The sequence below is a fragment of the Burkholderia sp. APQ4-4ca genome, assembly GCF_057837105.1.
The window spans coordinates 129,721-141,860 of the sequence record NZ_JBYQCG010000243.1; the positions used below are offsets into that span (position 1 = coordinate 129,721).

At 69.5% G+C, this 12,140-nt stretch carries 10 protein-coding genes; 7 read left to right on the plus strand and 3 right to left on the minus strand.

The window, feature by feature from the left end:
* Positions 1 to 103: 103 nt before the first annotated feature.
* On the minus strand, positions 104 to 292 hold the full coding sequence (locus AC3IFE_RS33105) for a DUF2964 family protein (RefSeq protein ID WP_301737023.1): 189 nt from the start codon (positions 290 to 292) through the stop codon (positions 104 to 106).
* Positions 293 to 557: 265 nt separating this feature from the next.
* On the opposite strand from AC3IFE_RS33105, the gene AC3IFE_RS33110 reads away from it, so the two are divergent.
* Both AC3IFE_RS33110 and ftsH read left to right on the plus strand, forming a co-directional pair.
* The gene (locus AC3IFE_RS33110) at positions 558 to 1,205 is read left to right on the plus strand and encodes a BON domain-containing protein (RefSeq protein ID WP_489194552.1); all 648 of its coding nucleotides are present in this window, start codon (positions 558 to 560) and stop codon (positions 1,203 to 1,205) included.
* Positions 1,206 to 1,352: 147 nt separating this feature from the next.
* A complete protein-coding gene (ftsH, locus tag AC3IFE_RS33115) occupies positions 1,353 to 3,269 on the plus strand; it encodes an ATP-dependent zinc metalloprotease FtsH (protein ID WP_489194554.1) in 1,917 nt (638 codons plus the stop codon).
* A gap of 53 nt (positions 3,270 to 3,322) precedes the next feature.
* On the opposite strand, the gene AC3IFE_RS33120 is transcribed toward ftsH, so the two are convergent.
* Positions 3,323 to 5,119 (minus strand): adenosylcobalamin-dependent ribonucleoside-diphosphate reductase, encoded by a 1,797-nt coding sequence (locus AC3IFE_RS33120; protein WP_489194556.1) that lies wholly within the window; start codon positions 5,117 to 5,119, stop codon positions 3,323 to 3,325.
* A 234-nt stretch (positions 5,120 to 5,353) separates the two neighbouring features.
* On the opposite strand from AC3IFE_RS33120, the gene AC3IFE_RS33125 reads away from it, so the two are divergent.
* Together AC3IFE_RS33125 and AC3IFE_RS33130 are read left to right on the plus strand one after the other, a co-directional pair.
* A complete protein-coding gene (locus AC3IFE_RS33125) occupies positions 5,354 to 6,289 on the plus strand; it encodes a 1-phosphofructokinase family hexose kinase (protein WP_489194558.1) in 936 nt (311 codons plus the stop codon).
* 283 nt (positions 6,290 to 6,572) lie between these two features.
* The gene (locus AC3IFE_RS33130) at positions 6,573 to 7,022 is read left to right on the plus strand and encodes a CBS domain-containing protein (protein WP_089471719.1); all 450 of its coding nucleotides are present in this window, start codon (positions 6,573 to 6,575) and stop codon (positions 7,020 to 7,022) included.
* Positions 7,023 to 7,356: 334 nt separating this feature from the next.
* Here AC3IFE_RS33130 and AC3IFE_RS33135 read toward each other — a convergent pair whose 3' ends face one another.
* Positions 7,357 to 8,925 (minus strand): bifunctional aminoglycoside phosphotransferase/ATP-binding protein, encoded by a 1,569-nt coding sequence (locus tag AC3IFE_RS33135; protein ID WP_489194560.1) that lies wholly within the window; start codon positions 8,923 to 8,925, stop codon positions 7,357 to 7,359.
* Between the two features lie 330 nt (positions 8,926 to 9,255).
* On the opposite strand from AC3IFE_RS33135, the gene AC3IFE_RS33140 reads away from it, so the two are divergent.
* The 3 genes from AC3IFE_RS33140 (at position 9,256) to AC3IFE_RS33150 (ending at position 12,080) form a co-directional block, all read left to right on the plus strand.
* Positions 9,256 to 10,050, plus strand: coding sequence for a polysaccharide deacetylase family protein (locus tag AC3IFE_RS33140; protein WP_089471393.1), 795 nt, complete (start codon positions 9,256 to 9,258; stop codon positions 10,048 to 10,050).
* A complete protein-coding gene (locus AC3IFE_RS33145) occupies positions 10,043 to 11,299 on the plus strand; it encodes a putative glycoside hydrolase (protein ID WP_089471392.1) in 1,257 nt (418 codons plus the stop codon). The genes AC3IFE_RS33140 and AC3IFE_RS33145 overlap by 8 nt, the downstream gene beginning before the upstream one ends.
* Positions 11,300 to 11,603: 304 nt before the next feature.
* Positions 11,604 to 12,080, plus strand: coding sequence for a hypothetical protein (locus AC3IFE_RS33150; RefSeq protein WP_089471391.1), 477 nt, complete (start codon positions 11,604 to 11,606; stop codon positions 12,078 to 12,080).
* Positions 12,081 to 12,140: the final 60 nt, after the last annotated feature.

The window sequence follows — 12,140 nt, forward strand, 5'->3', positions numbered from 1 at the left end:
GAATGCCGCGCGCTCCCTTGATCTGCGTCACCGCGGCCGTCATGCGTTTCGAGTGAAGCCTCGCTTGACAGGCATCCGGCCGATCGTCCAGCCGAGGTTCGATTTACGGGCGGTCGCCGGGCGCGAGATTCAGCAGCACGACGAACGACAGGATGCTCAGCATCAACGTGACGATCGAATATCTGAACACCCGCTCGTCGAACAGCATGCCGTGCACGATGCCGGCCAGCGACGCCAGCGCGATGAACACGCTGAGCGTCGCGAGTGCGATGCGGTACTGCTTTCGGTTCATGACGGTCTCCCGGGAAGCGGCTCGGTCATCGCGCCGCGACATGTTCGCGGCGTCTTTCGCCATGATCGAGTCGCGCTCCGGCGGCCCGTTGATCTGCATCAACGGACAAATCGGCCGGTTGCGCACCGGGCCGCCGTGGCCGCAAGCCCGCGGTTGGTTGATCCTCGTCAAGCCGCCGGCGCCGCCATGCGCGATGCTGAATCGGGTACGGCGCACGTCCGGTCGCACGCTTCGCGATCGGCACGCGCCAGGACGGGAGACCGACATGAAGTCCGATGCAGCACTCAAGCAGGATGTCGAGCAGGCGCTGTTCTGGAATCCGGCGATCGATTCGCGCCGGATCGACGTCGACGTGCGCGACCGGATCGTGACGCTGCGCGGCACGGTCGACAGCTGGGCCCGGAAGCTCGAGGCGCAGAAAACCGCGCTGCATGTCGCGGATGCGCGTGCGCTGGTGCTCGAACTGAACGTCGAGCCGCCGGAGGATGCCTGCGCCGACCACGAACTGGCGATCGCGATCACGTTCGCGCTCGGCTGGCAGGAGGCATTGCGCGATCACCGGATTCGCGTCGAAGTCGATCACGGCTGCGTGACGCTCGACGGCGAGGTCGATCATGCGTTCCAGAGCCGTGCGGCGGAAAAGATGGTGAGCCGGATGAAAGGCGTCGTCGGCGTCGCGAACCGCATTCGGGTGCGGGCCGACCAGACGGTGCCCGACGTCGGCACGCGGATTGCCGAAGCGCTGGCCCGTCGCGCGCAGCGCGAATCCGCCGGGATCGCGATCGATGCGGACGACGGCATCGTCACGCTGACGGGCACGGTCGCGTCGCTGGCGGAAAGGCGTGCCGCGTGCGGCGCGGCGGCGTCGGTCAGGGGCGTGCGCGAGGTCGTCGACCGGTTGACCGTCGCGTGAGCGTCGCGCCTGTACCGTCCGCTACCACGGAGAAGCCGCCATGAATCGTTCGCATTCCGGCCCCGGCCGCAATTATCTGCGCCGCGCGCGAACTGGACCCGTGACGCGGCCTGAGCGGTCGCGGGTTCGGCGCACAGCCTCGACGTCATGAAGAAAACCTTCGACTACGCCGGGTTGATGATCCCGATCGCGTTCGCGGTCCTGGTCGCCTATCAATTGCTGTCGGCCCAGCCGGCGACGACATCGATTTCGTACAGCGATTTTCATCGGCTCGTCGACGCGCGGCTCGTCGACGAGCTCGAAATCGGTCAGGCGTCGATCTCGGGCGTGCTGCGCATGCCGCAGGCCGCCACCATGCTGCCGGCGTCCGACGCGGGCGCCGTCAAGAAGGCAGGGCCGCCGTGGCGCTTCACGACGAACCGCGTCGGCGACGACCATCTGGTCGCCGCGCTGACGGCAGCCGGCATCCGCTATCGCGGCGTGCCGGATTCGGGCTGGATCGCGATGCTCGCGACGTGGCTGCTGCCGATGCTCGTGCTCGTGCTGGCCTGGAACTTCATGATGCGGCGGCCGGGCGGGATGAGGGACCTGAGCGGCATGGGCAAGAGCCAGGCGCGCGTGTACGTGCAGCAGGAAACCGGCATCACGTTCGACGACATCGCGGGGATCGACGAGGCGAAGGCCGAGTTGCAGCAGATCGTCGCGTTCCTGCGCAGCCCCGAACGCTATCAGCGGCTCGGCGGCAAGATCCCGAAGGGCGTGCTGATCGTCGGCGCGCCGGGCACCGGCAAGACGCTGCTGGCACGCGCCGTCGCCGGCGAGGCCGGTGTGCCGTTCTTCACGATCAGCGGATCGGCATTCGTCGAGATGTTCGTCGGCGTGGGCGCGGCCCGCGTGCGCGACCTGTTCGAACAGGCGCAGCAGAAGGCGCCGTGCATCGTGTTCATCGACGAGCTCGACGCGCTCGGCAAGGCGCGCGGCGTCGGGCTGATGTCCGGCAACGACGAGCGCGAACAGACGCTCAATCAACTGCTGGTCGAGATGGACGGTTTTCAGGCGAATTCGGGCGTCATCATCATGGCCGCGACCAACCGGCCGGAAATCCTGGATCCCGCGCTGCTGCGCCCCGGGCGGTTCGACCGGCACATCGCGATCGACCGGCCGGACCTGACCGGCCGCAAGCAGATCCTGGCCGTCCATACGAAGCGCGTGAAGCTCGCGCCGGAAGTCGACCTCGCGGAGCTGGCGCAACGCACGCCGGGCTTCGTCGGCGCCGATCTCGCGAACGTCGTCAACGAAGCCGCGCTGCATGCGGCCGAACTCGACAAGCCGGCGATCGCGATGGCCGATTTCGACGAAGCGATCGACCGCGCATTGACGGGCATGGAGCGCAAGAGCCGCGTGATGAACGAACAGGAGAAGCGGACCATCGCTTATCACGAAGCCGGGCACGCGCTCGTCGCGCAAAGCCGCGCGCATTGCGATCCGGTGAAGAAGGTGTCGATCATCCCGCGCGGGATCGCGGCGCTCGGCTATACGCAGCAGGTGCCGACCGAGGATCGCTACGTGCTGCGCAGGAGCGAACTGCTCGACCGGCTCGATGTCCTGCTCGGCGGGCGGGTGGCCGAGGAACTCGCGTTCGGCGACGTATCGACCGGCGCGCAGAACGATCTCGAACGCGCGACCGCGCTCGCGCGGCACATGGTCATGCAGTACGGGATGAGCGACCGGATCGGGTTGATGACGCTCGACGACGCGGTATCGCAGGGCGGCGCGCCGGCCGTGTGGACACCGGGCGACGGCCATTGCAGCGAGCACACCGCGCAACTGATCGATGAAGAGGTGCGCGCGCTGCTCGACGACGCGCACGCGCGGGTCACGGCGACGCTCGGCGCGCACCGCGATGCGCTGGAGCGGATCGCGCGCAGCTTGCTGCAGCACGAATCGATCGATCACGACGGGCTGATGGCGCTCATCACGCCGGCGGGCGATACCGGCGATACCGGCGACGCGCGGCGGCCCACGCAGGCCGACACGGAAATGGCCACGGAAGCCCGCGTCTGAACGAACGGTCGCCCGGTCGCGCCAAGCGTCGGCCGCTGGTCTGCGTGCGCCGTTCAACAGCCGATGCAGACCGGGCGCTCGCGCCGCGCCTGCGCCGCGTCGGCGGTCACGACCGACGCGAGCCGCGGATCGGGCCGAAACACCGTGATGCCCTTGAGCCCGTCACGCCATGCCTGGAAGAACAGAGCGTCGACGTCCGCGAGGGAACACCGCGCCGGCAGCGTCACGGTCTTCGAGATGCCGGCGTCGACGCACGGCTGCAGCGCCGCGAGCATCGCGACATGATCGACCGGCGCGATGTCCGCCGCCGTGACGAAATAATCCGGCAGCCTGACGGTGCCGCCGTGCAGGTCGCGAAACAGCCGGTAAGCGTGATTCTCGACACGAAACGGCCGCACCCGTCCGTCCGCGGTGCGCACGAGGCGCCGCTGGGTCCAGCCGAGCGCCGGCTCGATCCCGTTCGAACAGTTGTCGCAGAACGCGAGACTCACGCTGCCGGCCGGCGCGAACGACAGCAGGTGGCTGTTGCGCAGCCCGTGCCGCGCGATCGCGTGGTGCACCTTCAGCGGCAGCGGCATGCGATGCGCGGGGCCGGTCAGATAGGCGGCGGGGTCGTACGCGGGAAACGCGCCGCGCTCGGCGGCAAGCGCGGCCGACGCGGCGAACGCATGCTCGCGCATCGTCAGCGCGATCCCGCGTGCGAACGCCCGCGCTGGTGCACCGTCGTATCGCAGCCGCAGCATCGTCAGCGCGTCGCCCAGGCCGGTGACGCCGACGCCGATGCGGCGCGTGCGCCGCGCCTCGTGGGCGTGCGCGGCGAGCGGCCACGCGCTCAGGTCGAGCACGTTGTCGAGCATGCGCACCTGGATGCGCACCGCGTCGGCGAGCCCGGGGAAATCGAAGCGCGGCGTGCCGTCGACCCCGAACGGATGATGGACGAAACGCGACAGGTCGATCGGCCCGAGCACGCAACTGCCGTACGGCGGCAGCGGCTGCTCGCCGCACGGGTTCGTCGCGTCGATCCGCTCGTGTTCGCGCAGCGGATTCGCGTCGCGGATCGTGTCGAGGAACAGCAGCCCCGGCTCCGCGCTGTCGCGCGCCGCGCCGACGATCTCGTGCCAGAGCGTGCGTGCCGGAATCGTCGCGTAAAGATATCGTCCGTCCGGCCGCCGGGGCCGTGCGCCGGCCCCGGAAAGGGGCCGCGCGTGATGGACGAGCGCCCAGGGCAGGTCCTGCCGGACTGCCTCCATGAACGCATCGGTGACGCCGACCGACAGGTTGAACGTCGGCCAGCGCGCCCGTCCGCGTTTGGCGGCGACGAAGGCCGCGAGATCCGGATGATCGCAGCGCAGCACCCCCATTTGCGCGCCCCGGCGCGGGCCGGTGAACGGCAGCGTCCGGCACATCGCGTCGAAGCGGTCGATCGCGACGCATGCACCCCGTTCGGACGACACGCGCCGTTCGTACGCGCCGGCAGGCGGCATCGGCGAGAAGTCGTAGCCGATTCCGCCGCCCATCAACAGCGTGAGCCGTGCGTCGTCGAGCGCACGCGCGAGTGCTGCATCGATGTCGCGCCATGGCGCACCCGGCGGCATCGCGAGCGGATGGACGAAGCAGTTGACCATCGTTCCGCCGGTATCCGCGCCGGCATTCGCGAGGATGCGGCCCGCGCCGATCGCGCCGCGCTGCAGGTTCCGGAAGAATGCGCGCGCCGCCTGGGCGCGCAGCTCGGCCGGCTCGGCGAGCGACAGCGCCTGCGCGACGCGATGGAAGAGGGCCTCGCGAGACGTTTCGCCGGGCCGCGCATAGCGTTCGGTGAACACGGTGGTGCAAAGCGGCTGCTCGTCCATGGCGGGGCTCGGCAACGATGAATGACTCACTGTAGGAGCCCGCCCGGACGCGTCGTTGATCGAGCGCAAGCGAGCGCCTTCGCGGCGTGGCTTGACGGCGGTCAACGCGGTGGCCGGCATTGAACGTAAGGTGGAGCCACGGCCGGCGTGCATCGGTTGCCGGGCGTCGCCGCGCCGGCGTCCGTTCCGAGAAGCCGGCGGGGCGTCCCCGCCATCGACCGAGAGCCACCCACCATGACCGACATCGTGACCGTCACGTTGAATCCCGCCGTCGATGTTGCTACGTCGGTCGAGCACATCGTCGAGTCGCACAAGCTGCGCTGCGCGCGGCCGCGGCGCGACCCCGGCGGCGGCGGAATCAACGTCGCCCGGACCGTTCACCGGCTCGGCGGCGATTGCGTCGCGCTGTACCTCGCCGGCGGGCCGACCGGCGACGTCCTGACGCGGCTGCTCGAAGCCGAGCATCTGCCGAGCGAGCGCATCCGGATCGCCGGCGAGACCCGCGAGAACGTGTGCGTGACCGAGACGGCGACCGGGCGCGAATACCGCTTCCTGATGCCGGGGCCGACGCTCACGCAGGCCGAGTGGCGCGACTGCGCGGCGCGCATCGACGCGATGCAACCGGCGCCGCGCTATCTCGTCCTGAGCGGCAGCCTGCCGCCCGGCGCCCCCGACGATCTCTACGCGACGTTGGCGCGGACGGCGAAGGCCAGAGGCAGCCGCGTGGTGGTCGACGCGGCGGGCCGGGCGCTGCAGGCGGCCCTCGAGGCCGGCGTGCATCTCGTCAAGCCCAGTATCGGCGAACTGAGCGCGCTGGCCGGCGAATCGCTCGACGACACGTCGGCATGCCGGAAGGCGAGCGAACTCGTGGCGCGCGGCCACGCCGACATCGTCGCGTTGACGCTCGGCGCGCGCGGCGCATGGGTCGTCACGCGCGATCGCACGCTGCGCCTGCCCGGCAGGCCGGCGGCGGTATGCAGCACGGTCGGCGCCGGCGACAGTTTCGTCGGCGGCATGGTGTGGGCGCTGGCGCGCGGCGTGCCGTTCGACGATGCGTGCCGCTACGCGCTGGCGGCGTCGGCGGCATCGGTCGAGCATCCGGGGACGGCACTGTGCACGCGCGACGACGTCGAGCGGATTCATGCCGAACTGGTTGCGCAGGCAAGCTGACGGGCGGGCGGCGCGAACCCATCAGAGTCGTTCGACGTGTGCAAGGATTGCTTCGGCGTGGCGTAACGGCGGCGTTTCGATCAACTTGACGGGGCCTGACGGGCACGCGAAACCGCGGCGTCGGATGGCATTGCGTCAGACGAATCGCCGGTTGTTTGGGGTGCATGCGTGCGCTTGATGACCGGCGTCAACACCGCTCGTGCTGCAAGAGCGAAGATCGATGTTCGCGCGGGTCGATCGCGAGTCGACCGACGGCCCGCGTCGCCCGGGCAGGGGAGGGAACATGAATGCCGCGATGCTTTGCACCCGCGATGTCGCCATGTGTTCCGCGCAGATGACCGTCGTCGAGGCGGCCGCGATGATGCGCGATGCACACGCCGGCGATCTGGTCGTCGTACGTGAAAGAGAAGGACGATACGAGCCGGTCGGCATGCTGACCGACCGGGACATCGTGCTCGCCGTCGTCGGCCCCGACGCGCCGGCCGGTTCATTGTTCGTCGGCGACATCATGTCGGCCCCGGTCGCCGTCGCGGACGTCGACGACGATCTCTGGCTGCTCGCGAAGCGGATGCGCCAGCATGGCGTACGCCGATTGCCGGTAGTGGGCGACGGCGGTGCGCTGGTCGGCATCGTGTCGCTCGACGACCTGCTGCGCGCGGCCGCCGCGCTGCTCGACGAACTACGCCTCGTGGCGGCACGCCAGCCGTATTTCGAGGAAAAACAGCGTGGATGATGCGGTGTACGTCAGGGAGGGTTGCGACGTGCCTGCTCATCCACCCCTTCGCGCGTATATCGATACGGCGCCGGACACCTGTACGAGCGTCATCGTCGACCTGAACTGAAACGCGAGGCTCATCTCGATCCGCGCGGCGCGGATCAGGCGCTGCGCGTCGTGACCGACCGGGGCCGTTACGCCGGGCTGTTCGATTAAGACGATCCTACGCGCCCGTTCGGCCGTCGACCGTGCGCGCTCCCATCCCGTGCGATGCGACGCGTCAGATCGGGGAGCAGCGTTTGCGCGCGTAACGTCGCCGGCCCGGCGCCCTCCGTGAACGCGGGGGGCCGTTTCACGCGGGCCGCACAACGCGCGGCTGCGCGCGTAGCACCGCGAACAACGGCGCCCAGAATGCGCGGTCGCCGTATGCCGCGGCGTCGCAATCGGTATCGAAGCGGATCGCGATCGCGGCCTCGGCCGGGGCCAGCGTCTCGGCCTGGTCGATCTGCCGGGCCAGTACGGCCGTATCGGCGTCGGACGCATCGTGCCCGCGCTCGGCCCGCGCCGCGACACGCGCGACGAGCGTTGCCCGGCTCGCGACGAAATCGAGAACCGCGACGCGTACGCCGAGCCGCGCGGCGAGCGAGATGAAGGCCGCGCGGTGGCGCCGGCGCAGGAACGTTGCGTCGACGATCGCCGTGTAGCCGCTGCCGAGGACCACGCCGGCCTGCTCACGCAGTCTTTCGTAGATCGCGTCGATCGCCGAATCCGCGTAAGCGGCAGCGGACAGCCGGGTGTGCTCGGGCGCGCGGGCGTCGCGCTTGCGTTCGGCGTCGCTGGACAGCCGGATCGCGCCGATCTGTTCCGCCAGCGCGCGGCTGGCCACCGATTTGCCCGAACCGGACACGCCATGGCACAGCAGCAATGCCGGTTGCACATCGCACCGTGCCCGCGCCATGTCCGACGCAATCCGCAGATACCGACGGCGGGCCGCGTCGTCGCCGCGCAGCCGCGCAGTCATCGCCTGCACCAGCGCGCGATAGACGAAGTAGCACGGCAGCACGCCCAGCGCCGCATGGTCGCCCGTGCGGGCGAGCCATTCGGACAGGAGGCGGCGGGCGCAGTCGGCTCGCCCGCGGGCGGAATAATCCATCAGCGCAAACGCGAGGTCGCTCGCCACGTCGATCCAGCGCAGCGTGTCGTCGAACTCGATGCAGTCGAACATCAGGATGCGGTTGCGCCAGCGGACGACGTTGTCGAGATGCAGATCGCCGTGGCACGCGCGCACGAATCCGCGTGCATGCCGCTCGGCGAACTGCGGTGCGACGCGGGCCAGCTCGGCCTCGTACCAGCGGCGCAGCGCAACTTCCCCGGGCACCGTGACGTCGAGCGTGTCGCACAACTGCCGGCATTGAGCCACGACGCTGGCCGCGCTGCCCGGGCGGCCGCGCGGCGCACGGCGCGGCGCGTGCAGATGATGGCGGGCCAGTGTATCCGCGAGGGCGTCCGCGTCCGCCAGCCCCGCGCCGTGCGATGCGCTGCGGACCGACAACATGGCCTGCGCGTCGAACCGGCGCATCCGCACCACGTACTCGCCGGGCACCGCCTGCTGTCGATAGCGGCGCGCGCCGGTTTGCACGGGCGGGCCGAAGGCGCTGCGCCGGCCGCGCGCCACGATCGGCCAGACGCCCAGGTAAAGCGGGCCGGCGAACGGCCGGTTGAGCGTGCACTCCGCCAGTGCGCAGCGGCGACGCTGCGCGGGGCGGACGAGATCGACGAACGCGAATCGAACGGGCTTGATGCGCTTGTATGCGTAGCGCCCCGCCAGATAGACGACGGACAGATGGGTTTCGATCCGTACGATCCGGCCGGCGGGGTGGGAGTATGTGGCAGGCCGACGCAACGCGCGATCGAATTGCATGGCTTTTCGTCGTGCGGCTCCCCGGCTCGACGTGAACGGCAGACGTGGCGCTCTGGACATGGCGAACGAATCGATGGGCAGGGCGACCGCATGTCGCAGCGCCCGGGGGGTGTAGTCGAACGGAAACGGCACGTTCCCGTCTGCGCGATGCCGCGGGACCTGGCCGGCAGGCCGGGCACACGCGTGCGACGCCCCCATTGCAGCCGACTGTCGCCCGTTGCGGCTTGATGCGCGTCAAGCGCGCCGACGCCGCGATCGATCGTTGATCTGGCTCAGCGGATGGCACGGCGCGATCGCAAAAAATGGGGCACCTGTTCGACGAGATCCGCCATGGCCTTTCGACTGATCGCCTGCCTGCTGTTGTTGTCGTGCGTGTGGCCGGTTGCGTCCGCCGACGTCGCGTCGATCGCTTCTCCACCGCAGCGCGTGCTGATCCTGGCCTACCACCGGTTCGCGTCCGCGCGCCTGGATTCGATGACGGTGCGCGTCGACACGTTCCGCGACCAGTTGCAGGCGATCGAGGCGAACGGCTACCGCATCGTGCCGCTCGCCGACGTCGTACGCTGGCATGACGGCCAGCGCGATGCCGTGCCGGCGCGCGCGGTCGCGATCACGGTCGACGACGGTCACCGCTCGGTGTACGAGGTGCTGCGCCCGTTGCTGGCGGCGCATCCGGCGCCGGTCACGCTGTTCATCTATCCGTCGGCCATCTCCAATGCCCGCTACGCGATGACGTGGGACCAACTCCGCACGCTCGGGCGGGCCGGCGGATTCGACATCGAGTCGCATACGGTCTGGCATCCGAATTTCCGCAGCGAGCGTGCCCGGCTCGCGCCGGACGACTACCGGCGTTTCGTGTCGTTCCAGCTGAGCCGGTCGCGCGCGCGGCTCGAGGCCGAAACCGGCGAGCCGGTCAGTCTGCTGGCCTGGCCGTTCGGCATCCACGATGCGCAGACCGACGCGCTCGCCGCTCGCGAAGGCTATGTCGCGGCGTTCACGCTCGATGCCCGCCCCGTTCGTGTCACCGACCCGGCCATGGCGTTGCCGCGCTATCTGATGACGGACGCGTGCGACACACGATGCATGAACGGAATACTGAGAACCGCCGGAGAAAACCGTGATTGAGCGCCTGTTCGTCTGTCTGCTCGTGTCGCTCGCCGGTTTCGCCGTCCGGGCGGCGCCCGTCGCGATCAACGTTGTCGATGCCACGAACGGGCGTCCGCTGGCCGGCGCGATCGGCCACGCGGCGGGCGTGAACCGGACCGCGGATCGCGATGGCGCGTTTTCACTGGAGCTCGATGCGAACGGGACACGCGTCAGCGTGCGTGCGGCGGGCTACGCGCGAACGGAAGTCACGCTGACGCCGGCCGCGGTCGCGCACACGATCCGCATGACGCCGATGCGCCCGAAAGCGGTCTACCTGTCCGCATACGGCGTCGCGGATCGCACGCTGCGCGACGCGGCGCTGGCCCTCCGGGACAAGACGGCGATCAATGCGCTCGTCATCGACGTGAAGGGCGACAGCGGCGTGACGCCTTATCGCAGCCAGGCGCGTGAGATTTCCGGCGCGGCGAACAATGTATCCGGCGCGATCGTTCATCCGCCCGATCTGCCGGACCTGCTGCGGACGTTCCACGCACGCGGCCTTTACCTGATCGCGCGCATCGTCGTGTTCAAGGACGATCCGCTCGCGCGCGCCCATCCCGAGTGGGCCGTGCGCGACGCGGCCGGCGAGATCTGGGAAGACCGCGAGCATCAGCGCTGGATCGACCCGACGTCGCGCGCGGCGTGGCAGCACAATTACGATGTCGCCGAAGAGGCGGCCCGCATGGGCTTCGACGAAATCCAGTTCGACTACCTGCGGTTTCCCGACGCCAACGGCCTGCGGTTCGCCGAGCCGAATACCGAACCCAACCGGGTCGCGGCGATCAGCGGATTCCTCACCGGTGCGCGCGCGCGGCTGCAGCCGTACAACCTCTACCTGTCGGCCGATATCTTTGGGTACGTCTGCTGGAACGCCGACGATACGGCAATCGGACAGCGGCTCGATGCGCTCGTGCCGGTGGTGGACTACGTGTCGCCGATGCTGTATCCGTCCGGCTTCACGTGGGGCCTGCCCGGTTGCCGGAAACCGACCGAGCATCCGGGCGAGATCGTTTCGCGGTCGCTGGAGGAGGCGAAGCGCCGCACCGGGCTGGACGGTGTCCGGTTCAGGCCGTGGCTCCAGGCGTTTCGCGACTATGCATTCGATCGCCGGCTGTTCGATGCCGACGAGATTCGCGCCCAGGTCGACGCGGCCGATGCGGCAGGCACGGATGGCTGGATGCTGTGGAACCCGCGCAATCGCTACGATCCTGTCGCGGTGCCGCGCTGACCGGCAGGCCCGGATGAAGGTCGCGATCGACGATTGAATCATCGCCAGCTCCTCGATCCGGCGGCGGGGCGGAAGAACCGCGCCCCGGCCGCGACATGTTGTGTCCTGTCACGTCTCCAGTATTGGCGGCGGCGCCGCTCGGGACGACGGGGCGCGATGGTTTTATCGCGGTGACTGCCCCGGCTGCGTGCTCGTCGACTGCCGCGCACTTGACATGCGTCAACGGGAGATCGTGGTTTCGCGCGACGCTGGCATCGTCCTCGATACGCATGCGCGAGGTGCGTGGTCAATCAGGAGAGTGAAGATGGGTGCCCCAACCGTGAAGATGCTGCTGCTGGCAGCGTGCCTGCTGAACGTCGGCGCGAGCGCGCTGGCCGACACGTCGACCGAACCGGTCGTGCGCAACGGTGTCGCTTATATCACCGGCGGAATCGGCCAGGACGAGGTCACCGCGTTTCGCGACGTTGCGCCTCGATATAACCTGCGGCTCACGTTCGCCTCGAAGTCCGGCCAGTATCTTTCCGATGTCGATGTCTCGCTGTCGTCGGGCAAGTCGACGGTGCTCGACGTTCGCACGCGCGGGCCGTTCCTGTTCGCGCGCGTGCCGCCGGGGAGATACACCGTGTCCGTGCACGACCGGGCCGTTCAGGAAGTCCGGCGCGTCGTCGTCCCGGCGCGGGGGGCCGTCGATGTGCGCTTTTCGTGGCACGACCCTGACCGGCGCGGGACGATGCGTCTGTGTACGGGGTGCGCCGGCCCGCAGGCGCAACCGGACCGCTAGCCACACTGCGATCGGCCCTCCGCAACCGGAACCGGATGCGCCGAACCCGCCTTGCACGGC

Excerpts from the sequence above, each read along its gene's own strand:
- ftsH (WP_489194554.1), top strand. The coding sequence starts at position 1,353 with ATGAAGAAAACCTTCGACTACGCCGGGTTGATGATCCCGATCGCGTTC.
- AC3IFE_RS33135 (WP_489194560.1), bottom strand. The coding sequence starts at position 8,925 with ATGCAATTCGATCGCGCGTTGCGTCGGCCTGCCACATACTCCCACCCC.
- AC3IFE_RS33125 (WP_489194558.1), top strand. The coding sequence starts at position 5,354 with ATGACCGACATCGTGACCGTCACGTTGAATCCCGCCGTCGATGTTGCT.
- AC3IFE_RS33130 (WP_089471719.1), top strand. The coding sequence starts at position 6,573 with ATGAATGCCGCGATGCTTTGCACCCGCGATGTCGCCATGTGTTCCGCG.
- AC3IFE_RS33150 (WP_089471391.1), top strand. The coding sequence starts at position 11,604 with ATGGGTGCCCCAACCGTGAAGATGCTGCTGCTGGCAGCGTGCCTGCTG.
- AC3IFE_RS33140 (WP_089471393.1), top strand. The coding sequence starts at position 9,256 with ATGGCCTTTCGACTGATCGCCTGCCTGCTGTTGTTGTCGTGCGTGTGG.
- AC3IFE_RS33105 (WP_301737023.1), bottom strand. The coding sequence starts at position 292 with ATGAACCGAAAGCAGTACCGCATCGCACTCGCGACGCTCAGCGTGTTC.
- AC3IFE_RS33120 (WP_489194556.1), bottom strand. The coding sequence starts at position 5,119 with ATGGACGAGCAGCCGCTTTGCACCACCGTGTTCACCGAACGCTATGCG.
- AC3IFE_RS33110 (WP_489194552.1), top strand. The coding sequence starts at position 558 with ATGAAGTCCGATGCAGCACTCAAGCAGGATGTCGAGCAGGCGCTGTTC.